General features: G+C 67.3%; 21 protein-coding genes and 1 tRNA gene. 7 read left to right on the plus strand and 15 right to left on the minus strand.

The annotated features are described in order from the left end of the window. Positions 1 to 25: 25 nt before the first annotated feature. The gene (locus CLD20_RS01475) at positions 26 to 1,474 is read left to right on the plus strand and encodes a M48 family metalloprotease (RefSeq protein ID WP_224404816.1); all 1,449 of its coding nucleotides are present in this window, start codon (positions 26 to 28) and stop codon (positions 1,472 to 1,474) included. A 66-nt stretch (positions 1,475 to 1,540) separates the two neighbouring features. Here CLD20_RS01475 and CLD20_RS01480 read toward each other — a convergent pair whose 3' ends face one another. The 13 genes from CLD20_RS01480 to CLD20_RS01540 all read right to left on the minus strand — a co-directional run bounded on the left by CLD20_RS01480 (position 1,541) and on the right by CLD20_RS01540 (position 13,074). Beyond that, positions 1,541 to 2,056: an RNA pyrophosphohydrolase gene (locus CLD20_RS01480; RefSeq protein WP_224404817.1), complete on the minus strand. Its 516-nt coding sequence runs from the start codon at positions 2,054 to 2,056 to the stop codon at positions 1,541 to 1,543. Between the two features lie 6 nt (positions 2,057 to 2,062). Then, positions 2,063 to 3,253, minus strand: a complete 1,191-nt coding sequence (locus tag CLD20_RS01485) for a divergent polysaccharide deacetylase family protein (RefSeq protein WP_224404818.1) — start codon at positions 3,251 to 3,253, stop codon at positions 2,063 to 2,065. Between the two features lie 78 nt (positions 3,254 to 3,331). Beyond that, on the minus strand, positions 3,332 to 4,660 hold the full coding sequence (locus CLD20_RS01490) for a S41 family peptidase (protein WP_224404819.1): 1,329 nt from the start codon (positions 4,658 to 4,660) through the stop codon (positions 3,332 to 3,334). Then, complete coding sequence (locus tag CLD20_RS01495; protein ID WP_224404820.1) at positions 4,657 to 6,039, minus strand: peptidoglycan DD-metalloendopeptidase family protein; 1,383 nt, start codon at positions 6,037 to 6,039, stop codon at positions 4,657 to 4,659. The genes CLD20_RS01490 and CLD20_RS01495 overlap by 4 nt, the downstream gene beginning before the upstream one ends. Positions 6,040 to 6,127: 88 nt before the next feature. Continuing rightward, positions 6,128 to 6,607 (minus strand): 23S rRNA (pseudouridine(1915)-N(3))-methyltransferase RlmH, encoded by a 480-nt coding sequence (rlmH, locus tag CLD20_RS01500; RefSeq protein WP_224404821.1) that lies wholly within the window; start codon positions 6,605 to 6,607, stop codon positions 6,128 to 6,130. 14 nt (positions 6,608 to 6,621) lie between these two features. After that, the gene (gene rsfS, locus CLD20_RS01505) at positions 6,622 to 7,008 is read right to left on the minus strand and encodes a ribosome silencing factor (RefSeq protein ID WP_224404822.1); all 387 of its coding nucleotides are present in this window, start codon (positions 7,006 to 7,008) and stop codon (positions 6,622 to 6,624) included. Between the two features lie 230 nt (positions 7,009 to 7,238). Next, entirely contained in the window at positions 7,239 to 7,862 is a 624-nt protein-coding gene (locus CLD20_RS01510) for a nicotinate-nucleotide adenylyltransferase (protein WP_224404823.1), read from the minus strand. A 16-nt stretch (positions 7,863 to 7,878) separates the two neighbouring features. Next, complete coding sequence (locus tag CLD20_RS01515; RefSeq protein WP_224404824.1) at positions 7,879 to 9,165, minus strand: glutamate-5-semialdehyde dehydrogenase; 1,287 nt, start codon at positions 9,163 to 9,165, stop codon at positions 7,879 to 7,881. 66 nt (positions 9,166 to 9,231) lie between these two features. After that, on the minus strand, positions 9,232 to 10,362 hold the full coding sequence (gene proB, locus CLD20_RS01520) for a glutamate 5-kinase (protein ID WP_224404825.1): 1,131 nt from the start codon (positions 10,360 to 10,362) through the stop codon (positions 9,232 to 9,234). A gap of 4 nt (positions 10,363 to 10,366) precedes the next feature. Beyond that, positions 10,367 to 11,431 carry a GTPase ObgE gene (gene obgE, locus CLD20_RS01525; RefSeq protein WP_224404826.1) on the minus strand — a complete coding sequence of 355 codons (1,065 nt, stop codon included), beginning with the start codon at positions 11,429 to 11,431 and terminating at the stop codon, positions 10,367 to 10,369. Next, positions 11,428 to 12,018 (minus strand): GNAT family N-acetyltransferase, encoded by a 591-nt coding sequence (locus tag CLD20_RS01530; RefSeq protein WP_224404827.1) that lies wholly within the window; start codon positions 12,016 to 12,018, stop codon positions 11,428 to 11,430. Before CLD20_RS01530 ends, obgE begins: the two co-directional genes overlap by 4 nt. 92 nt (positions 12,019 to 12,110) lie before the next feature. After that, entirely contained in the window at positions 12,111 to 12,380 is a 270-nt protein-coding gene (rpmA, locus tag CLD20_RS01535; RefSeq protein WP_224404828.1) for a 50S ribosomal protein L27, read from the minus strand. 1 nt (position 12,381) lies between these two features. Then, positions 12,382 to 13,074 carry a 50S ribosomal protein L21 gene (locus CLD20_RS01540; protein WP_224404829.1) on the minus strand — a complete coding sequence of 231 codons (693 nt, stop codon included), beginning with the start codon at positions 13,072 to 13,074 and terminating at the stop codon, positions 12,382 to 12,384. A gap of 470 nt (positions 13,075 to 13,544) precedes the next feature. Between CLD20_RS01540 and CLD20_RS01545 the strand changes: the two genes are divergently transcribed. Beyond that, a tRNA-Ser gene (locus CLD20_RS01545) sits at positions 13,545 to 13,634 on the plus strand. Positions 13,635 to 13,841: 207 nt separating this feature from the next. Here the strand turns inward: CLD20_RS01545 and CLD20_RS01550 are convergent. Then, positions 13,842 to 14,393 (minus strand): TetR/AcrR family transcriptional regulator, encoded by a 552-nt coding sequence (locus CLD20_RS01550; RefSeq protein ID WP_224404830.1) that lies wholly within the window; start codon positions 14,391 to 14,393, stop codon positions 13,842 to 13,844. 83 nt (positions 14,394 to 14,476) lie between these two features. Between CLD20_RS01550 and CLD20_RS01555 the strand changes: the two genes are divergently transcribed. Both CLD20_RS01555 and CLD20_RS01560 read left to right on the plus strand, forming a co-directional pair. Beyond that, positions 14,477 to 15,220, plus strand: coding sequence for an SDR family NAD(P)-dependent oxidoreductase (locus CLD20_RS01555; protein ID WP_224404831.1), 744 nt, complete (start codon positions 14,477 to 14,479; stop codon positions 15,218 to 15,220). 71 nt (positions 15,221 to 15,291) lie between these two features. Beyond that, a complete protein-coding gene (locus tag CLD20_RS01560) occupies positions 15,292 to 15,519 on the plus strand; it encodes a hypothetical protein (protein ID WP_224404832.1) in 228 nt (75 codons plus the stop codon). A 224-nt stretch (positions 15,520 to 15,743) separates the two neighbouring features. Here the strand turns inward: CLD20_RS01560 and CLD20_RS01565 are convergent, their stop codons facing one another. Then, positions 15,744 to 16,637, minus strand: coding sequence for a LysR family transcriptional regulator (locus tag CLD20_RS01565; protein ID WP_224404833.1), 894 nt, complete (start codon positions 16,635 to 16,637; stop codon positions 15,744 to 15,746). 222 nt (positions 16,638 to 16,859) lie between these two features. Between CLD20_RS01565 and CLD20_RS01570 the strand changes: the two genes are divergently transcribed. The 3 genes from CLD20_RS01570 to CLD20_RS01580 are packed head-to-tail and all read left to right on the plus strand — an operon-like array spanning position 16,860 to position 20,627. Then, a complete protein-coding gene (locus tag CLD20_RS01570) occupies positions 16,860 to 17,882 on the plus strand; it encodes an ABC transporter substrate-binding protein (protein ID WP_224404834.1) in 1,023 nt (340 codons plus the stop codon). Positions 17,883 to 17,909: 27 nt separating this feature from the next. Continuing rightward, entirely contained in the window at positions 17,910 to 18,890 is a 981-nt protein-coding gene (locus CLD20_RS01575; RefSeq protein ID WP_224404835.1) for a fumarylacetoacetate hydrolase family protein, read from the plus strand. A 6-nt stretch (positions 18,891 to 18,896) separates the two neighbouring features. Continuing rightward, positions 18,897 to 20,627, plus strand: coding sequence for an iron ABC transporter permease (locus CLD20_RS01580; protein WP_224404836.1), 1,731 nt, complete (start codon positions 18,897 to 18,899; stop codon positions 20,625 to 20,627). Positions 20,628 to 20,637 lie beyond the last annotated feature (10 nt).

Raw genomic sequence — 20,637 nt, forward strand, 5'->3', positions numbered from 1 at the left:
CTCGATAGCGCGCATGGGCCACGGCATGCGTGGAACGGTTCTGGCTCTTTTGATCGCCGCTACGCTCGGCGGTTGCCAGCTCGCGCCGTCCGGCGGCCCTGCGCGTGTCGATCCTGTGGCGGCTCTGCCGCAGCGGGCACCGACGGTCTCCCCGGCCGAAAGCGCCATCGGCGCGCGCGAGCATACGCGCGTCATCGCCCAGTATGGCGGCGCCTACGGGGATCCCGACGCCCAGCGCGAGACGGAAGGGATCGTCCAGCGTCTGGTGAAGGCCTCCGACGAGCCGGGCCGCAGCTTCAAGGTCACCATCCTCAATTCGCCCGTCGCCAACGCCTTTGCGCTGCCCGGCGGCTACATCTACGTCACGCGCGGCCTCCTGGCGCTCGCCGACGACCGGGCCGAGGTCGCCGCCGTGCTGGCACATGAAATGGCGCACGTCCTTGCCCGGCATGCGATCGCCCGGGCGCAGAAGGCCCAGACCAGCGAGCTCGTCGAGCGCGTCGCCGCCGATGTGCTCTCCGATTCGCAGGCCGGCCAGTCGGCGCGCATCAATTCGCGCATGACGCTCGCCCAGTTCTCGCGCGAACAGGAAGTCGAAGCCGACCGCATCGGCGTCGGCATCTCCGGGCGCGCCGGCTTCGATCCCTTCGCCGCCTCGCGCTTCCTCGACAAGCTGCAACGCTACGCCGACTTCCGCTCCGCCACCGGCGAGAAGGACGATGCCCAGAACTTCCTGTCCTCGCATCCGGCGGCTCTGGAACGGCGCGCGCTGGTCATCAAGGAGGCGCGCCAGTTCGGCGCCCCCGGCATCGGCGAGCAGGGAAGGATCCCCTATCTGCGGGCGATCGACGGCATCATCTACGGCGACGACCCTTCGGAGGGCTTCGTGCGCGGGCGCGAATTCCTGCATCCGCGCCTCGCTATCGGCTTCCGCGTTCCGCCCGAATACCGGCTGGAAAACACCCGCGAGGCGGTTCTGGCCGCCGCCGGCCACGATACGGCGATGCGCTTCGACGGCGTCAAGCTCGACGAGGACCTGACGCCCGAAGCCTATCTCGCTTCCGGCTGGATCAATGGCCTCCAGGAAGGCTCCATCGAACGCGTCGAGGTCGGCGACATGCACGCCGCCACGGCGAGCGCCGTCGCCGGCGACTGGGCCTTCCGCATCGGCGCGATCCGCCTCGGCACCTCCGTCTACCGCTTCATCTTCGCCGAGCGCGGCGGCGCGGGCGATATCGATGCGGCGCTGAACCAGACGATGTCGAGCTTCCGCCGGCTGGCTCCAGCCGAGGTGGCGCGCCTGAGGCCGCTCCGGATCGACCTCCTCGTCACCGGCCCTCGGGACACGGTGGCGAGCCTTGCGCCGCGGATGAAGGGCGTGGAGAGGCAGGCCGAGCTCTTCCGCCTCATCAACGGCCTCGGAGCGGGCGAGGAGCCGGGTCCCGGCAAGATGGTGAAGATCATCACCGACTGAGCCGGGCGCCGCTTTTGGCACCGCCGCTCCCGGCGCGGCCGAACCGCGCCGCCTCGGAACCACGCGTCAGAGCGCGGCGAAGCGGTCGAAGGTCGCCACCACCTGACGGTAGACGTCGCGCTTGAAGGGGATGACGAGGTCGGGCGTGCGGTCGAGCCGCTCCCAGCGCCATTCGGTGAATTCCTGCGGATGGCCGTCGCGCGGCCCGATGTCGATCTCGCTCTCGTCCCCCTCGAAGCGGAAGGCGAACCATTTCTGCGTCTGGCCGCGATAGCGCCCCTTCCAGGCCGAGCGGCAGAGCTCCTCCGGCAGGTCGTAGGACCACCAGAGCGGCGCCTCGGCGAGCAGCGTCACGGTCCGCATCCCCGTCTCTTCCCAGAGCTCGCGGACCGCGGCCTCCTGCGCGTTCTCGCCCTCGTCCATGCCGCCCTGCGGCATCTGCCAGGCAAAGCCCTGCGCCACGCTCTCCTCGCCGCCCTTGCGGCGCCCGAGAAAGACGAAGCCGTCCGGGTTGAAGACGACGAGCCCGACGCACGGACGATAGCCGTCGAGCGGCTGACCGACGCCGTTTTGCTGATCCATGTGAAATTACTTCCTTTCTTCGGCGACCGCACTGACGGGCACGAAATTGACGCCCCGTGCCCGCGCTCCCGGCATCCAGGAGGAGATCGCTTCCACGACAGTCGGAAAGGCGGAGGCGACCACGACGGCGCTGCCCTTCCGTTTGGCGAGAATTTCGAGCTCGTTCAAGACCTTCTCGACCTCGTCGGCGCCATGGATGCCGTCGAGCGTGCGGTCGGCCGTGACGACCGGCGTGCCGACGGCGGCGCCGATCTGACGCGCCTTGCTGCCCTCCGCCGTGCCGTCGTCGAGATAAAGAAGGCCCCGCTCGCCGAGATGGGCGAGCAGCGCGCGCATGGCCTCGTCCTCGGAGGCAAAGCGCGTGCCGAGATAGTTCATGACGCCCGTATAGGCGCCGATCCGGCTCATGATCCAGGCGAGGTTGTCGGCGTTCCGGCCGCCTTCGGCGGAGACGAGGAGCGTGTGCTCGCCCGGATTGATGCCGGGATAGCCGAAAGGCTCCATCGGCGCCTGGATGAGCAGCTCGTGCCCGTCGCCGCGCGCCTTGTCGGCCCAGCGCTTGAGGCTGGAGCCGGTCGGCGCGAAGGCGAGCGTCACCGCCGGGTCGAGATCGCGCACGGCGCGCTGCGTGCCCGTCTGGCTGAGGCCGAGGCCCGAAACGACGATGGCGATGTTCGGTCGGTCGGGCGCAAGGCTCGCGGGCCTGGCATAGGCCTGGCGCGGCAGCGTCCCGTCCTCGCCGATCCGCGGCACCGGGCCGTAGGCGGATGCCTCGATCAGCGCGTCGATCGGCCCGGAGGCGGCGAGCGAGCTCTGTCGCGGCATCTGCTGCAACATCGCCTGCATGCGCTCGAAATCGCTTTGGGGTTCGCCCTGCGCCTCGCCGCCCGCCTCGTCCGCGGGGCTGCCCGCCGCACCGTCGCCGTAGGAGGCGGAAGCGTCGATCTGCCAGCCCGGGGCCGACAGGGCCTGCGTGCGCGCCGCGTTCACCGGGTCGATGTTGATGCTGCCTGTGGTCTGCGGCACCTCGGCGTTGTCGCCGATGCGCGCCACCGTGACGGCGCGCCCGCCATCCGGATCGTCGACCAGCGCCGTCCAGACAAGCGCCGTCACCAGCACCACGCCGGCAAGGGCCGGCGGCACCCAGTAAAGAGCGCGAAGCCGCCCCTTGCGGGGCGGCCGCTTCTTGCGCCTCAAAGGAGAATTCAGGTCTTCCGCCGCCATCAACCCTGCCGAACCGGCGTGGGAAGCGGGGCGGATGCCCCGCTGATTCGCCTAGTTAGGTATACCTTGCGAGGGGTCCGGCGGGAACCGGTTGTTGACCTGGATGCCGCGCAGGAGGTCGAGAGCATACTGAAGCTGCTTGTCGTCCTTCTCGTCGGCCGGCACGAAGGCGGAGGAGGCCGAGACCTTCTCCTCGTCGCCGTCCTCGCTGGAAAGATGCCCGCGCAGATTGGCCTCGCCGGTCGTCTCCTCGCGGCCCTTCAGCTCGTCCGGCAGGTCCTGCTTCACCTCGATGTCGGGCTCGATGCCCTTTGCCTGGATGGAGCGGCCGGCCGGCGTGTAGTAGCGCGCCGTGGTCAGCCGGATGGCGCCGTTGCGGCCGAGCGGGATGATGGTCTGCACCGATCCCTTGCCGAAGGAGCGCGTTCCGACAACGGTCGCCCGGCGATGATCCTGCAGGGCGCCGGCCACAATCTCCGAAGCGGAGGCCGAGCCGCCATTGACGAGAACGATCACCGGCTTGCCCTCCGCCTCGTCGCCCGCACGCGCCGTGGCGCGCTGGACGTCGTCGGCCTTGCGGCCGCGCGTGGAGACGATCTCGCCGCGGTCGAGGAAGGCGTCCGAAACGGCGATCGCCTGGTCGAGCAGGCCGCCCGGATTGTTCCTCAAGTCGAGGATGTAGCCCTTCAGCTTGTCCTCGGGGATATCCTTGGAGATCTTCGCAAAGGCGTCGTCCAGCCCGTCGCTCGTCTGCTCGTTGAACTGGGTGATGCGGATATAGCCGACATCGTCCTGCGTCTTCTCGCGCACCGAGCGGACCTGGATGATGTCGCGCACGATCTTGATCTTCACCGGCTCTGCCGTGCCCTCGCGGCGCACCGTCAGCGTGATCGGCGAATTCACCGGACCGCGCATCTTGTCGACCGCCTCGCGCAGCGACAGGCCGGCGATCGGCTCGTCGTCGAGATGCGTGATCACGTCACCGGCCCGCACGCCCGCCTTGTCGGCCGGCGTATCCGCGATCGGCGTGACGACCTTGATCAGATCGTCCTCCATGGTGACCTCAATGCCGAGGCCGCCGAACTCGCCGCGCGTCTGCACCTGCATGTCGCGGAAGTCCTTGGGATTGAGATAGCTCGAATGCGGGTCGAGCGAGGTCAGCATCCCGTCGATCGCCGACTCGATCAGCTTGTTTTCAGCCGGCTCCTCCACATAGTCGGCGCGCACCCGCTCGAACACGTCTCCGAACAGGTTCAGCTGCCGATATGTCTCGGAAGAGGCGGCCGTCGCGGAACCGTCCAATCCGACCTGGGCGACGGCACTCATGGCGAGCGCGCCAACCACCGCGCCCGCTGCGACGAGTCCCACTTTGCGCATCATCCTCGAACCTCTTGCTGCTCGCCCCTGTCCCACCACGGATCGGGGTCGATCGAGTGACCGTCCTTGCGGAACTCGACATATAAAATGGGCTGGGCGGAAGTGTGGTCAACTTTACCGATGCTTGCAAGGCGCTGCACGCCCATTCTGGCAACCGGTTCGCCGGCCAGCACGAACTGGCCGAGCGCGACGTCGATGCGGTCGAGCCCAGCCAGAACGACATGATATCCGCTGCCGACGTTGAGGATCAAGACTTGCCCGTAGGTCCGGAACGGACCGGCATAGACGATCCAGCCATCGGCCGGCGAAACCACGCGCGCGCCCTCGCGCGTGGCGATCGAAAGGCCCTCCGCATGCGCGCCGATCTCGTCGGTCTCGCCGTAGCGCGTCAGCACCGGCCCCGCGGCCGGCATGGGCAGAAGCCCGCGCGCCTTCTCGAACTCGATCGCCGGTGACATGCGCGCCGTGTCCTGCAGGGCCCGCTGTTCCTCTTGAGGGGTCTTGTCGCGCCGCGTTTCCTCGGCCTTGCGCGCCGCCTCGGCCGCCTGTGCGGAAGCTTCCACCTCCGCTTCCAGCGATGCGATCAGCCCTTCCAGGCTCTGGGCGTTCTCGGCGAGTTCGCCCGCCTTCTTCTGCTCGGCCTGAAGCGCCGCCTCCGTGCGCTGGTGCTCGGCGCGCTTGGATTCGATGAGAAGGTTGATGCGCGTCTGCTCCTCGCCGAGCGAGGCGTACTGCTTCTTCAATTCCTCGTGCTCTTCCTCGATCCGCGCCTTCAGCTGCGTCAGCTGGGAAAGGTCGGCGGCCAGCGCCTCCGCTTCCACGCGGATGTCGGGCAGCACCGCCCCGGCGAGGATGGAGCCGCGAATGGCGGCGAGTGCGTCCTCGGGCCGCGACAGGATCGGCGGCGGCGGCGTGCGGCCCATGCGCTGCAGCGCCGCCAGCACCTCGCCGAGCACCTCGCGCCGCGCCGCGAGCGAGCGCCGGACTCCCGCCTCGTTGGCAACGAGCCGGTCGAGCCGCGTCTCGATGTCGGCGATGCTGTTTTCCGCCCGCCTCAGGCGCTGGGCGGTGGAGATCAGCTCGCCGCTGAGCTTGGCCCGGCCGGCCTCGACAGCCTCGATCTCGCGCCTGAGCTGCTCCTGGCGCTTTTCGGAAACGCTGATGGAACGGCGGATCGCCTCCAGCTCCGCCTGCCGTGCCTTGGCGCGCGCCTCCGGCGAGCCAGGCACCGGCTCGGCGGGCACCGACATCGGCGCCTCGCTGTCGGGCAGGACGGTTTCCGTCGCATGCGCCGGCCCGGCCGCCAGCGCAACGCAGAGCGCCGTCAGTCCCGCCGCGCGGCCGGGGCGGAAAACAGCCTGTCGGGTAAAGTGATTCGACACGTATCCCACAATGCCAGCGATCGCCTGCCCCGCGCCATTGATTTTCAGATCGCGCCCATGGGCACAAGGCCCGTCTTGCGCGTCGTGCTCAGGCGCGGTGATAGGGATGGCCGGAAAGGATCGTCACCGCCCGGTAGAGCTGCTCGGCGAGCATCAGCCGCGCCATCTTGTGCGGCCAGGTCATCTTTCCGAAGGCGATGGTGGCCGCCGCCTGGTCCCGGAAGGCCGGGTCGAGCCCGTCAGGCCCGCCGATGACGAAGGCGAGCGAGGCTTCTCCGGCATCCGCCCTGCCGCCGACGATGGCGGCAAAATCCTCCGAGTTGAGGTTTTTTCCGCTCTCGTCGAGCGCCACGAAGGGCGAGCTGCCGATATGCTTTTTCAGCGCCTCGGCTTCCTCCGCCTTGCGGTCGGCGCTGCGCGCCGCGCCGGATTCGGCAAGCTCGCGCACTTCCACGCCGGCCATGCCGACGCTCTTGCCGGCCTTGCGGACCCGGTCGAGATAGCGCGCAGCAAGCTCTGCTTCCGGCCCGGACTTCATCCGGCCGACGGCGAGAATCAAAAGGCGCATGAGCCGCGGGCGGCTCAGCTACGGACGCGGCGCTCGGAATAGGGCTCCGCGGACCACATCTTCTCGATGTTGTAGAACTCGCGAACTTCGGGTCGGAAGATGTGGACGATGACGTCGCCGGTATCGATCAGCACCCAGTCGCAGTGGGGCAGACCCTCGACGCGCGGGATATGCTCCCCAAGGGCTTTGACGTCCTTGATCACCCGCTCGGCGATCGCGCCGACATGCCGGTGCGATCTGCCGGAGGCCACGACCATGTGATCTCCGAGAGCAGACTTGCCCGCAATGTCGATTGTGACGACATCCTCCGCCTTCGCATCATCGAGGCTCGTGAGGACGGTTTTCAGCTCATCCGCCGGAACCAGGCCGGCGCCTGCCTGAGCTGCATGAGGGCTGAGCACGTGAATGCTCGCCTCGGCTTGGCTTGTAGTCAGGAGTAGAACCCTCTTTTCCTTCCCAGCCGTATCAAGGAGTCGCCGGATCGAGGACGAAGCTCCTTTGTGACCCAATGCCACGTGTCAAAGATAGAAACGAGTGCATGACAGTTTCAAGTCCATAAGGCGCAAGAAATCCATTCGCGGCTTGTTGTGTCGTCGCAGCCACGTCCCGAAAGGCGCTTTTCGGCGTCGTTTCAGCTTGCCCTGGCGCGCAGCGCCGTCGAGGAGGCGACTGTCCGCGGCCCCTCAAGGGTGAGCCAGGCGGGCGGGTGAAGATCCGCCAGAACCGGCGCGAAGGCGCTCGGAATGCGGCTTCGGCCGAGCGCCAGGGCCGCCGGCGCGGAAAGCGGCGCGGCGAGCGCGCCCGGCCGCGGCATGACGGCGATCGGCACCAGGGCGGCCACCTCCTGCCAGGCTTCCCAGCGGTCGAAGGTTTTCAGATTGTCGCCGCCCATGATGAAGACGAAACGCGTCGCCGGGTCCCGTGCCGTCAGCCGGGCGAGGAAATCGGCGGTGTAGCGGAGCCCCCAGCGCGCCTCGATGCCGGTGACGGTCAGGCGCGGATGCGCCGCGAGGCGGGCCGCCGCCTCCATGCGCTCACCGAGCGGCTTCAGCCCATGCGCCTCCTTCAGCGGATTGCCGGGCGTCACCAGCCACCAGACCGCGTCGAGGCGGAGCCGCGTCAGCGCCACGAGGCTGACCTGCCGGTGTCCTTCATGCGGCGGGTTGAAGGACCCGCCATAAAGCCCGATGCGCTGCCCTGCCCCGTGCGGTGGGAGGCCCGCATAGATGCGGCTCGGCCTTCTCGTTGCGCTCAATACCGCTCTGCCGCGCTCAGGGCCGGATCTGGCCGCTGCCGTGGACGCAGTACTTGAAGCTCGTCAGCTGCTCCACGCCCACCGGCCCGCGCGCATGCATGCGGCCCGTCGCGATGCCGATCTCCGCCCCCATGCCGAATTCGCCCCCGTCGGCGAACTGGGTGGAGGCGTTGTGCAGGACGATGGCCGAATCGACGAGCTCCATGAAGCGCTGCGCCGCCGCCTCATCGGCCGTCACGATCGCCTCGGTGTGGCTCGAGCCGTAGCGCGCGATGTGCCCGGCGGCCGCCTCGAGCCCGTCGACGATCTTCACGGCGATGATCTTGTCGAGATATTCCTTGGGCCAGTCCTCCTCGCGCGCCGGCACGGCGCCGGCAAAGCGCGCAACCACCTCCTCGTCGCCGCGGATCTCGCAGCCGCCCTCACTGAGCGCGGCGAGGATGGGCTCAAGATGCGTATCGAGGACGGCCCGGTCGACCAGCAGCGTCTCGGCGGCGCCGCAGATGCCCGTGCGCCGGAGCTTGGAATTGAAGACGATCTCCTTCGCCATTTCCAGCTCGGCCGCCGCGTGGACGTAGACGTGGCAGACGCCTTCCAGATGCGCGAAGACCGGCACCCGCGCTTCGCGTTGCACGCGCTCCACCAGCGAGCGTCCCCCGCGCGGCACGATGACGTCGATATTGCCGGAAAGGCCGGTGAGCATCTCGCCCACGGCCGCCCGGTCGCGGGTCGGCACCAGCTGGATCGCATCCTCCGGCAGGCCGGCCTCCTTCAGGCCCTCCTGCAGGCAGCCATGGATCGCCGCCGAGCTTTCCAGCGAATCGGAGCCCCCGCGCAGGATGACGGCGTTGCCGGCCTTGAGGCACAGCCCGCCCGCATCGGCCGTCACGTTCGGCCGGCTCTCATAGATGACGCCGATGACGCCGAGCGGCGTCCGCACCCGCTCGATCCTGAGCCCGTTCGGCCGCTCCCAGGAGGCGATCACGTCGCCGACCGGGTCGCGCAATTCCGCGATCGCCAGAAGACCGGAGGCGATGGCCTCGATGCGCGCGCGGTCGAGCCTCAGCCGGTCGAGCATGGCGGGCGAAAGCCCCTCGGCCTCGCCGCGCTGCATGTCGAGCGCGTTCGCCAGCAGGATCGGCTCGACGCGCCGGCCGATCGCCTCGGCCATCGCCACGAGCGCGGCGTGCTTCTGCTCGGCGCTCGCCAGCGCCAGCGGCCGGGAAGCCGCCCTTGCCCGGCGGCCCATCTCGGCCATCAGCGTGGCGGGATCCTCGTCAGCCCTGAGAGCTGCAACGCTCATCATCGTCTCCCTCGGCGGAACGTTCCTGATAGCCCGGCGCGGGCGAAAGCGACAAGGCCGCCATCTTCACGCCTCCCCCACGGCGGTCTCGCGCAAGAGCATGTCGTCCCGGTGGACGAGCGCACTGCGGCGCACATAGCCCAGAATCTCGGCGATCTCGTTGGTCTTGTGGCCGATGATTCTCGCTGCCTCCTCGCAATCGTAGCCGACGAGGCCGCGGCCGATCTCGGTCCCCTCCGGATCGAGGAGCATCACCGTGTCGCCGCGGTGAAACTGCCCGCTATGGCGGGTGACGCCGGCGGGCAGCAGCGAACGGCCGGCGCGCAGCGCCCTGACCGCCCCGGCATCGAGGAAGAGCGTTCCCTTCGGCTCCAGATGTCCCGCGATCCACGCCTTGCGGGCCGAGGCGGGCGTTCCCTGCGGCCGGAAGAGCGTCGAGGGCGCGCCCTCGGAGATCCGCTTCAGCGGGTGGAGATGGTGGCCAGAGGCGATCACCATCGCGGCGCCGGCCGCCACCGCGATCTTCGCCGCCTCCACCTTGGTGCGCATGCCGCCCCGCGAGAGCTCCGAACCCGCTTCGCCCGCCATCGCCTCGATCTCCGGCGTGATGGCCGGCACGTCCTCGATGAGACGGGCGGAAGGATCCTGTGCCGGCGGCGCCGAATAGAGGCCGTCGACGTCGGACAGGAGGACGAGAAGGTCGGCGCCGACCATCGCCGCCACGCGTGCCGCCAGCCGGTCGTTGTCGCCGTAGCGGATCTCGTTGGTGGCCACCGTGTCGTTCTCGTTGATCACCGGCACCGCCTGCATGGTGAGAAGCGTCGTCAGCGTGGCGCGGGCGTTGAGGTAGCGCCGCCGCTCCTCCGTATCGCCGAGCGTCAAGAGCACCTGTGCGGCATGGATGCCGTGCGCCTGCAGCTTTTCCGACCAGGCGCGGGAGAGGCCGATCTGCCCGATGGCGGCGGCCGCCTGCGCCTCTTCCAGCTTCAGCTTGCCCGAAGCAAGTCCGAGCCGGGCGCGGCCGAGCGCGATCGCGCCGGAGGAGACGACGAGGCATTCCGCACCGCCCTGCCGCAGGTCCGCGAGATCGGCGACAAGCGAATCGAGGAACGCGCCGCGCACGTCCCCGCCCCGTTCCACGAGGAGGGCCGAGCCGACCTTCACGACGATGCGCCGATAGGAGGAGAGCTTCTTCATCGCCTCATTCCAGCGGGCTCCAGCCCGCCTCCTCGGCGGTCTCCGCCCCGTCCCCCTCCTCGCCCTCTTCCGCGACCTGTCCGGCCCGCGAGGGAAGCAGCTGGAGGCATTGATCGAGCACCGCCTCAAGCCCCGACCCCGTCGCCGCGGAGAGCGCAAAGGGCAGCCGGCCCGCCGCGCCGGCGAGCGAGCGCTTGGCTTCGGCGAGCATCGTCTCGTCGGTGAGGTCGGTCTTGGAAAGAACCAGGATCTCCGGCTTTTCGCCAAGGCCGTGTCCGTAGGCGGTCAGTTCCTGGCGCACGGTGCGATAGGCCTCGGCCGGATCCCCCGTCGCATCGACGAGATGGACGAAGGCGCCGCAGCGTTCGATATGGCCGAGGAAGCGGTCGCCGATGCCCGCGCCCTCATGGGCGCCCTCGATGAGGCCGGGAATGTCGGCGAGCACGAAGTCGCGCCCCTTGTGGCGCACCATGCCGAGATTGGGATGGAGCGTGGTGAAGGGATAGTCGGCGATCTTCGGCTTTGCCGCCGACACGCGCGCCAGGAACGTCGACTTGCCGGCGTTGGGAAGCCCGACGAGCCCGATATCGGCGATCAGCTTCAGACGCAGCCAAACCCACATCTCGTCGCCGACGAGGCCGGGATTGGCACGCCGCGGCGCCTGGTTCACCGAGCTCTTGAAATGGGTGTTGCCGAAGCCGCCATTGCCGCCGGTGAGGAGCTTCACCCGCGCCCCAAGCGTATCGAGATCGGCAATCAGCGTCTCGTTGTCCTCGGCGAAGACCTGCGTGCCGACCGGCACCTTCAGCGTCACGTCCTTGCCCCCGGCGCCGGTGCGGTTGCGCCCCATGCCGTGACCGCCCTTTTCCGCCTTGAAGTGCTGCTGATAGCGGTAGTCGATGAGCGTATTGAGCCCGTCCACGGCCTCGATCCAGACATCGCCGCCGCGCCCGCCGTCGCCGCCGTCAGGCCCGCCGAATTCGATGAACTTCTCGCGCCGGAACGAGACGGCGCCAGCGCCGCCGTCGCCGCATTTCAGATAGACCTTGGCCTCGTCGAGGAATTTCATGCCGTTTGTCCTTCAAGGCCTTTGCTATTGGCGCCGGCCCGCCGAAGGAAGGCATGGCGCGTGATCTGCATGTCGTCGACCTCCACCTCCGCGTGCCGGGACACGCAGGGGAGCCGGTAGCCGCCGGCGCGCGAAAAGCCGAGCTTTTCCAGAACCCGCCGCGAGGCGGGATTGTCGGTGAAGACGCCGGCCCCGATCCGCTCCGCCGGCCCGCTGTCGCCGGAAAGCCCCGGTCGCGTGAACACCGCCTCGACCAGCGCGCCGAGCGCCTCGCTCGCATAGCCCTTGCCCCAGTAGCGACGGCCGAGGAAATAGCCGAGCCGCGCCATCTTGCGCGCCGGCTCGCCCGAGCCCGCGCGCTTCAGCGTGATCTGTCCGATCGGCGCGCCTTCCAGGAGCACGGAGAAATGAAGAAGCCCCGGCGTTGCCTCCGGCTCTCTTTGGCTGGCGACGAGCGGCCAGGGAACGTTCGCGAGCATGCGCACGATCTCGAAATCGTTCTTGGCCGCAAAGAGCGCCGCCTCGTCCTGCGCCACGGTCGGCGCCAGGATCAGCCTTTCGGTCTTGATGGCAGGTATGGCGGACATGCTCTCGGGCCCGGAATCGAAAAGGGGAAGCGGTCGCCCGCTTCCCCTTCTGAAATCATTCGCTCGGATAGGCGGGATGCCGCCGGAGGCGGCTATTCGGCGGCCTCCTGCGGCGGCAGGACCGAAATGTAGGTGCGGCCCTTGAGCCCCTTGTGGAACTCGACCTTTCCCTCGGTCAGCGCGAAGATCGTGTGATCCTTGCCGAGGCCGACATTCTGGCCAGGGTGCCACTGCGTGCCGCGCTGGCGCACGATGATGTTGCCGGCGAGCACCTTCTCGCCGCCGAACTTCTTCACGCCGAGGCGCCGGCCGGCGGTATCGCGACCGTTGCGGGACGAACCGCCTGCTTTTTTGTGCGCCATCTTATTTCTCCTTCGTCTCGTCAGCGAGGGCCTTGGCCTGCGAGACCCAGTCCTCGCTCTCGGCCTTGCCCTTCAGCTTCAGCTCCTCGTCGAGGCGCTGAAGGTCATCCTTCGAAAAGCCGGCGATCTGGTCGTAGCGGGTGACGCCGATCGCGTTCAGCTTCTTTTCCATGGCCGGCCCGACGCCGCTCAGCTTCTTCAGGTCGTCCGCCGGTCCCTCGGGCGCGGTGAACGCACCGGCATCGGCCTTCGCCTCGGCGGCCTTCGGAGACGTCTCGGACGCCTTGGCAGCCGTCTTCTTCGGCGCCTCGTCCTCGGCGGCGGCCTTCGGGGCCTCGTCCTTCGCGGGCGCCGCCTTCTTCTTGGCGGACGGCTTCTTGCCGTCGGTCAGGATCTCGGTGACGCGCAGCAGCGTGTATTCCTGGCGGTGGCCGTTCTTGCGGCGCGAATTCTGCCGGCGGCGCTTCTTGAAGATGATGATCTTCTTGCCGCGCTTCTGCTCCAGGATCTCGGCGGCGACGCAAGCGCCTGCGACGAGCGGCGCGCCGATCGTGGGCTCGCCTTCCCCGCCCACCATGAGGACGTCCTCGAAGGTGACGGTGTCGCCCGCCTCGCCGGCGAGCCTTTCGACCTGAAGTACGCTTTCGGCGGCGACGCGATACTGCTTGCCGCCGGTTTTGATGACTGCGAACATTTCAACCTCGTGTTCGGTCCCGCCCTGACGGTTGCCCGCCGGATCGGCTTTTTGTTCAGTCTGACCGGTTTGCCCGTGGGCCCTTTGCGGACCGAACGGAGAAAGGCGCGGGCAGGGCCCACGCCGATTGCGGGGCAGATGCCTCATGACGCGCGCGAAGTCAAGGGCGAGCGCCGCGCGGCTCCCCTGCCCTGAGGCGATGCGTTTCCGCCACCCGCGCATCCGCGGCGGCGGGTTTCCGCCAGGAAGAGCTTTTGCGAATATGGGACGGGCAGGCCGCCGGCGCCAGCCCCGGACCGCAGCACGCAACACGCCCGCAAGCGGTGCCCTTCAGCCATCGCGCGCGCCGCAGAGCGCGAGTATTGCGCGCGTCCTGGGCGGGGCTTGCACGCAGCAATTTCGCCTCCCAAGCCTCTTGCCAGCGGCTTCCGTCATGCGTAGATACGCCCCGCCTTGCTCAAAGCGCGGACGGAGGGGTGCCGGAGCGGTCGAACGGGGCGGTCTCGAAAACCGTTGTGCGCGCGAGCGTACCCAGGGTTCGAATCCCTGCCCCTCCGCCACTGCCAACGAGAAAGAACAGCCGGTCCATTTCGCCAGGCTCCTCTACAGCGCAAGGGCGCGCATCGAGCAGACCATCGGCGGCATCCTGCAAAAAATCGGATAACGGGGGTGAAAACGCTGGCGGAAACTCGTCTGCGGCACCCCTCTGAAACACCCCGCTTGTATGCGTATCCTGCAGAATCGGACCTCACAGGTCACCGGATCTGTCAATGTGCGCGCATTCCATTGAAGAGCAGGTCCACCAGATGGGCAACGCGCGGCGCTGGTGCGGTCTCCTTCTCGACCGCGATGGATATTGCGCTGACAACGCAGATGATGTCGTCGAAGCTGGCGTCTTCACGCACGATCCCGGCCTCCTTCGCGCGCCGAAGCAGTCGGTGCCCTTCCTCGGTGATCGCGTTACAGCCGGGCGTCCCGTGTTGGATGACGGTCCCGAGCGACGCGGCGAGGCTCCGGTAGACGCTCGTGTTCAGCGCGAGCTCCTCGAGAAAATGACGGAGCGCCTCCTCGGGCCCATGATCCGCATCGCGCGCGCGGCTCGCCTCCGCGACCGACGTGAAGCGTTCGTTGCTGGTGGCCGCCAAAAGCGCCTCTCGCGTCGGGAAGCGGCGGTAAAGCGTGCCGGCCCCGACCTTGGCTCGTTTGGCCACCTCATCCAGCGAGACACTGGCGCCCCGTTCCAGAAACAGCGCCTCCGCCGCGACGAGAATGCGTTGGCGGTTCCGTTCCGCATCGGCGCGTAGACCAGATTCGCTCATTTTTTCTCCCCCGGCTTGTTAAGTGGAGACACTCTCCATATAGTAAGTGGAGACTCAGTCCACTTATATGAATGGATGATATGATGGCGAAACGGTTCGAAGACAAGGTCGTGGTGATCACCGGTGGCAGCGACGGCATCGGCTTGGCGTCCGCGCAGCGCTTCGCGGAAGAAGGCGCCCGGGTATACATCACCGCACGGCGGCGGGAGTTGCTCGATCAGGCGGTCAGCCAGATCGGTCACGGCGCGATCGGCGTGCAGGGAGATGTCACGAACCTCGCCGACCTGACGTCGCTCTACGAGCGCGTCGAGCGTGACCACGGCAGGGTCGATGTCGTCTTCGCCAACGCTGGCATGCACCAACCCATCCCGCTTGAAGCGATCGAGGAAGCACATTTCGACTCGACGTTCGGCCTCAACGTGAAGGGTCTGATCTTCACGGTGCAGAAGGCATTGCCGCTGATGACGCAAGGGGGCGTGATCGTTCTCAACGGCTCGGTCGCTGGAGCGAAGGCCTACGCCGGACAGTCACTCTACAACGCCAGCAAGGCGGCGGTGCGCTCCTTCGCACGGAGCTGGACCCTCGACCTGAAGGAACGCGGCATTCGCGTGAATGTCGTTTCTCCCGGCGCCACCGAGACCCGGCTGATGCGGGACCACTTCGACTCAGGGCGGGGGGCGGAGGAAGAGGTGATCAAGAGAGTTCCGCTCGGACGCCTGGGGCACGTCGAAGAGGTCGCGAATGCCGTCTTGTTCCTGGCGTCGAGCGAAAGCAGCTTCGTCGCGGGCCATGAGCTCTTCGTCGATGGCGGGGTCGCGGCGGTCTGACCGCGCGCCGGTTTCCGGGAAGCGGTGGGAACGAAACTCGTTGCGCTCCAGCAAATCCGGAAGGTCATGGAATGTCCATGATGAGAACTCTGGCTGCCACCCTGCTGGCGCTGTCGGTTGCAGGCCCCGCCTATGCCGAGGGGCCTGCCAACGCCCAAGTACCCGACAAGGTTGTTGCATCTGCCAACGCCCCCGCAACCAATGTCGTTCTTGTGCATGGTGGAACGACCCATGTCGTCGATCTCGACAAACCGGAGCTGTTCGTCAGGGAGATCGACAGCTTCTTCCAAGGTAAATGACGCAATATTGAGGGCTTGGCTGACTGGCCTGCTCTGGTCCATTGGCGGCCAAGCGACATGGTAGAGCCAGATCACGCCAAGAGAGATTTTACTCATCTTGTCAGATATTTGGGCTCCGTGCTTACGAGGGGTTTGGGAAGGCTATAGCGTGGACGTAGTTCTCATCGCTATCCCGCATGCCCCGCCATTTCCGCCGATCGCCAGCCTGGCGAGGCGGTCGCAGGTCAGTCCATTTCCGAAAACGCGGCGACGTTTCGCCGGAGCCAGACGACGAGGTCGCCGAATATCGCGGCCGCGGCCGCGCGGTAGCGTACGGCGATATAGGCCTCGCCCAGCGGCAGCGCCTGTGTGTTCGCCAGCACCAGCGATCCGTCCTGCAATTCGCGCTGGATGAGCGGCCCATGGGCCATGGCGATGCCGACGCCGCCCTGCGCGGCCTGCACCGACAGGCTCGTCGTCTGCAGGTAGATCTCGGCGTTGAAGCCGATCTCGCCGCCGAAGGCATGCGCCACCCATCGCGGCCAGCATCCGGGCCAGTTGAGGGCGTGGAACACCGTCGCCCGCGCCGCCGATTCGGCCGTCAGTTCGCCGCCGAGAAAATCGAGATAGCCGGGCGAGCATACCGGCAGGGCGAAGTCGCGCGCCAGTTCATACGTCTCCACCGCCCGGGGCGGCGGGCCGAGGTCGGTCCACCGGATCTCCACATCGATCCCGGAGAGGCCACGATCGGTCTGGCTGTCATATCCGCCGATCCAGCTGATCACCTCGAAGTGCCAGCCCGGAAAGGCGTCGATCAGCGCCCCCATCCGCGGCAGCAGCCAGAGGCTGGCGAAGGCCTGCGATGTCAGGATGCGCAACGTCCGTTCCCGGCCGGAGAGGTTGGATGCCTTCTCGGCCAGCTGCTGCAGGTTTTCGATGATGAGCCGGGTATCGCCGACGAGATCGGCGGCAAAGCGGGTCGGAACGATGCCGTCCGGCCGCCTTTCGAAAAGCTCCACGCCGAGCACGCCCTCGAGGGACTTGATCGTGTAGCTGACCGCCGATGGCGAGAGGTTCAGCCGCTTCGAGGCTCGAAGAAACCCGCCCTCGGCCATGACGGCGTTGAAGGCCTCAAGCATTGATGTGGTCGGCAATTTCGCGCCCATGGCCTAGGATGAAAATTCCTGAGCCTCGGAGCAAGGAGAATCCGTTTGCGGCGGGAGCGAAGGCAGGTCGACACTCTCAAACCGTGACCCACTCACCACGAGGCGAATGACATGTCCTTCCGCATAGCGCGCCGCAGAGTACTCACCGCAGCCCTTGCTGCCAGCGTCTTCCTCGGTGGCTCCCTGAGCCTCGCGATGGCGCAGGAGTCAGCACCCCCCTCAGGCAGTCCCGAGGTCGTTCCCTATCTCAACGGTCTCAGTCCTGAAGAGCGGCTTGCCGTTCTCGAACGCGAGGCAAAGCGCGAAGGAAGCGTCGTCGTCTACGGCGCCCTCGGCATCGACCGCGCCAACGTCTTCATCAGCGCCTTCAACAAGCGCTACCCCGACATCAAGGTCGATTTCGTCCGCCTGCGCGAGCCGGAGCTGGTGGAGCGGGTGAACCTTGAAGTGAATGCCGGCCGCCCGGGCGGCGACCTCATCATCTCCAACGTGCCGTGGCTCGACCAGCTGAAGGATGTCATCGTCGGCTATGTCCCGACGACCTGGGACAGCTTCGCCGACAACTACCGCTTCGGCAGCGCCGAAGAAGACTGGACGGCGATCGCCTACGAGGCGCTTCCCTCCACCATCGCCTGGCGGACCGACCGCGTCTCCGCCGACGAGGCACCCCACTCGCTCGCCGATCTCACGGACCCGAAGTGGAAGGGTCGCCTGGGAACGACACGCCAGATCGAAGCGCTGATCGACGGCCTTGATGCCGCGCTCGGCGAGGAGAAGGCGGCAAAGCTCGTCGACCAGCTGGCCGCGCAGCAGAACCGCATCTACCCCAGCATGGCCTCGCTCGCCGACGCCCTCAGCTCGGGCAATGTCGACGTGGTCTGGAACATCGGCGGCCACCGGCCGACGCGCCTCAAGGCGCAGGGTGCCCCGATCGACTTCGTCATGCAGGATCCCCTGCTGGCGCTCGGCATCACCGTGTCGCTCGTCAAGGGCGCGCCGAACACCTACGCCGCGGCGCTGCTGATGGAGTTCATCACCGAGCCGGAAACGCTTGAGGCGCTCGACCAGGCCGAAGGCGGCCGCATCTTCGGCGTCAAGGATGCAAACTTCAGCATCGACACCGCCAACCTGCCGCCGGTGACTTTCTTCCGGCCGATCGATCCCGATCGCTTCGCCGACCTCGCCCGCGAGGCCGAAGGCAAGTTCCTTCGTCAGTAAAAAAAGAAGCCTAAAGGAGACAACAAGATGCGTCTTGCCGCCCGTCGACCGCCCAATCGCAGCCTGGCCTTCATCGAGGGCGACCGGGTCTTCGACTTCCGCGCCACCTATGCCCTCTATCTCGATGAGGTGGAGCGGAACCGGGACGGCGGACGCATCGCCTCCATCTGCGTCCCCGAGCACCTGAACGACTTCATCCGCCTCCATCAGGGCTCGATGCGGCGCTTCGAGGGGCTCGCGGCCTATGCCGGCGAGAACGCCGAGCGGCTCGAGGGCTACGGCCTCGCCGAGCCGCTCGCGACGGCGCGGCTCTTCCCCGCCAATCCCCTTCCCCGCAAGATCGTCTGCTGCGGCAATTCCTATGCCCGCTACCTGCGCGAATGGGGCCTTCCTGAAGACGAGTGGCCGCAGGACGTGAAGATCTCCTTCCTGAAGTCGCCCGCCTCCCTGATCGGTCACGGCGACACGATCGAGTTCCCGCCGGATTCCGAACAATGGGATTACGAGAACGAACTCGCCATCGTCATCGGCTCCTACTGCTCCGACGTGAGCGAGAAAGAGGCGCCGGCGCACATCTTCGGCTACACCGTGCTCAATGACGCCTGCGTTCGCGACATCCCGTCCTGGACCGGCCGCTACGATTCCCCGCGCGGCAAGGCGCTCGACACCATGGCCCCGCTTGGACCCTGCATCACCCCGTCGGAGTACCTCGGCCGCTCCCCCAACGATCTTGAGATCCTCACCAAGGTCGACGGCGAGGTCCGCCAGCACGACCGGACGTCGGGCCTGCTGTGGCCGATCGAGCGGATCGTCTCCTTCGTCTCGCGCTACATGACGCTGGAGCCGGGCGATATTCTCGCGACGGGCTCCACGAGCGGCAACGCGCTCGTCTGTGGCAAGTGGCTGAAGGAAGGGCAGTCGATCACCTGCGAGATCGAAGGTATCGGTACCTTGGAAAACAAGATCGGCGTGCGCCGCTGGCGCGACATGCCGGCGAAAGCGGCGTAACGCCATATGGTGAAAGACCGGGGCGCCGGCACCATGCGCAACCCGCTTTTCGGCCGCACGGCCGGGCAGTTGGCCGTGCTCGCGCTCGTCGCCGCCCTGGTTCTGCCGCCGATCTCGGCGCTTTTCGTCGGCGCCCTTTCGCGCGGCCGGCCAAGCCTCGATTTCGAATTCTCGCTGCTCAACATTCAGCGGGCGCTGTCCAACAGCTACATCGTCGGCTCGCTCGTCAATTCTCTGATCTTCGCGACCCTGGCGGCGACCATCGTCGTCGCCATGGGCACGGCGATCGCCTGGGTTGTGGAACGCACCGATTCCCGCTTCCGCAAATGGGCGCAGGTCTTCTCGCTCATCCCCATCATCATTCCGGCCGTCACGCTGGTGAGCGCCTGGATCATGCTCCTCGGCCCCCGCGGCGGTCTCATCAACCTGATCTGGCAGGAAGTGACGGGCAGCAGCGAGCCGCTCTTCAACGTCTTCTCCTTTGCCGGGATGATCTGGATCGCCACGCTGCAGGAACTGCCGCTGGCCGTCCTCTGGCTGCTGCCGGTCTTCCGGGCGATGAACCCCGAACTGGAGGAGGCCGGGCGCACCGCGGGCGCTTCCAGCGCCAGGGTCCTCTTCCGCATCACCCTGCCGCTCCTGCGCCCGGCTCTCGCCGGCGCATGGATGATCTTCTTCATCTACTCGCTCGGCGCCCTGTCGGTCGCCATCCTCATCGGCATGCCGGCGCGGATCTTCCTCTATTCGACGGAAATCTACCTCGCGACGACGCGGATGCCGGCCCAGTATGGGCTCGCGAGCCTCTACAGCCTTCTCTTCCTCGTCGTCACCATCGTCTGCATTGCCGTCTATTACCGCCTGATCGGCGACACCGGCCGCTTCGCCACGGTCGGCGGCAAGTCGTTCCGTCCCCGCATCATGCCGCTCGGGCGCTGGCGCCTCGCCGTCGACGGCGCCCTGCTCTTCCTGGTCCTGATGATCGCCGGCCTGCCGATCATGATCCTGCTGTGGAATGCGGTGATGCCTTTCCCGCAGATACCCTCCTGGGAGGCCCTCGACCGTTTCACGACGAAAAATTTCGGCGCGGCCCTCGCCTACGGCCCGGCCATGCGCGCGGTCTGGAACAGCCTCTGGATCGGAACGATAGCCGGTATCGGCACCTCGCTCCTGGGCACCGCCATCGCGTGGATGCGCCTGCGCCAGACCGACAGCTACGGGCTGGTCTCGATCACCGAGCAGGCCGCCATGGCGCCCATGGCCGTTCCCGGACTCATCGTCGGCGTCAGCCTGCTCTGGTTCTTCCTCGCCGTCCCGGTCGGCATCTACGCGACGCCCTGGATCCTCGTCATCGCCTACGTGATCCTGCATCTGCCCTATGCGGTGCGCATCACCTCCTCCGGCCTCATGCAGCTCCACGTCGAGCTGGAGGAAGCCGGCCGCGTCTCCGGCGCGGGCACCGGCCAGCTGCTTCGCCTCATCGTCCTGCCCCTGGTGGGCCCGACGATCCTGTCGGCGATCGTCTACACCTCGCTGCGTGCGTTCCGCGAATATTCCGCCTCGATCTTCCTGATCTCTCCCGGAAACGAGGTGTTCTCGGTGGTCGTCCTCGACATGTGGCAGGGCGGCAATTCCAACCTGCTCGCCGCCTACACGGTGATGGTGATGGCCCTCCTCGTCATCCTCCTCGTCGCGGCGAACATCGTGACCAAGCGCCTCGGCGTCAGAAGCGAGGCCTGAAGGAAAGAAG

This window comes from Afifella sp. IM 167 (genome assembly GCF_020144925.1).
Taxonomy (GTDB): domain Bacteria; phylum Pseudomonadota; class Alphaproteobacteria; order Rhizobiales; family Afifellaceae; genus Afifella.

Bases quoted from the DNA above. Each gene is read 5' to 3' on its own strand.
- CLD20_RS01475 (WP_224404816.1), top strand. From the start codon at position 26: ATGCGTGGAACGGTTCTGGCTCTTTTGATCGCCGCTACGCTCGGCGGT.
- CLD20_RS01480 (WP_224404817.1), bottom strand. From the start codon at position 2,056: ATGGATCAGCAAAACGGCGTCGGTCAGCCGCTCGACGGCTATCGTCCG.
- CLD20_RS01490 (WP_224404819.1), bottom strand. From the start codon at position 4,660: ATGATGCGCAAAGTGGGACTCGTCGCAGCGGGCGCGGTGGTTGGCGCG.
- rlmH (WP_224404821.1), bottom strand. From the start codon at position 6,607: ATGCGCCTTTTGATTCTCGCCGTCGGCCGGATGAAGTCCGGGCCGGAA.
- CLD20_RS01515 (WP_224404824.1), bottom strand. From the start codon at position 9,165: ATGAGCGTTGCAGCTCTCAGGGCTGACGAGGATCCCGCCACGCTGATG.
- proB (WP_224404825.1), bottom strand. From the start codon at position 10,362: ATGAAGAAGCTCTCCTCCTATCGGCGCATCGTCGTGAAGGTCGGCTCG.
- obgE (WP_224404826.1), bottom strand. From the start codon at position 11,431: ATGAAATTCCTCGACGAGGCCAAGGTCTATCTGAAATGCGGCGACGGC.
- CLD20_RS01530 (WP_224404827.1), bottom strand. From the start codon at position 12,018: ATGTCCGCCATACCTGCCATCAAGACCGAAAGGCTGATCCTGGCGCCG.
- rpmA (WP_224404828.1), bottom strand. From the start codon at position 12,380: ATGGCGCACAAAAAAGCAGGCGGTTCGTCCCGCAACGGTCGCGATACC.
- CLD20_RS01540 (WP_224404829.1), bottom strand. From the start codon at position 13,074: ATGTTCGCAGTCATCAAAACCGGCGGCAAGCAGTATCGCGTCGCCGCC.
- CLD20_RS01550 (WP_224404830.1), bottom strand. From the start codon at position 14,393: ATGAGCGAATCTGGTCTACGCGCCGATGCGGAACGGAACCGCCAACGC.
- CLD20_RS01555 (WP_224404831.1), top strand. From the start codon at position 14,477: ATGGCGAAACGGTTCGAAGACAAGGTCGTGGTGATCACCGGTGGCAGC.
- CLD20_RS01560 (WP_224404832.1), top strand. From the start codon at position 15,292: ATGTCCATGATGAGAACTCTGGCTGCCACCCTGCTGGCGCTGTCGGTT.
- CLD20_RS01565 (WP_224404833.1), bottom strand. From the start codon at position 16,637: ATGCTTGAGGCCTTCAACGCCGTCATGGCCGAGGGCGGGTTTCTTCGA.
- CLD20_RS01570 (WP_224404834.1), top strand. From the start codon at position 16,860: ATGGCGCAGGAGTCAGCACCCCCCTCAGGCAGTCCCGAGGTCGTTCCC.
- CLD20_RS01575 (WP_224404835.1), top strand. From the start codon at position 17,910: ATGCGTCTTGCCGCCCGTCGACCGCCCAATCGCAGCCTGGCCTTCATC.
- CLD20_RS01580 (WP_224404836.1), top strand. From the start codon at position 18,897: ATGGTGAAAGACCGGGGCGCCGGCACCATGCGCAACCCGCTTTTCGGC.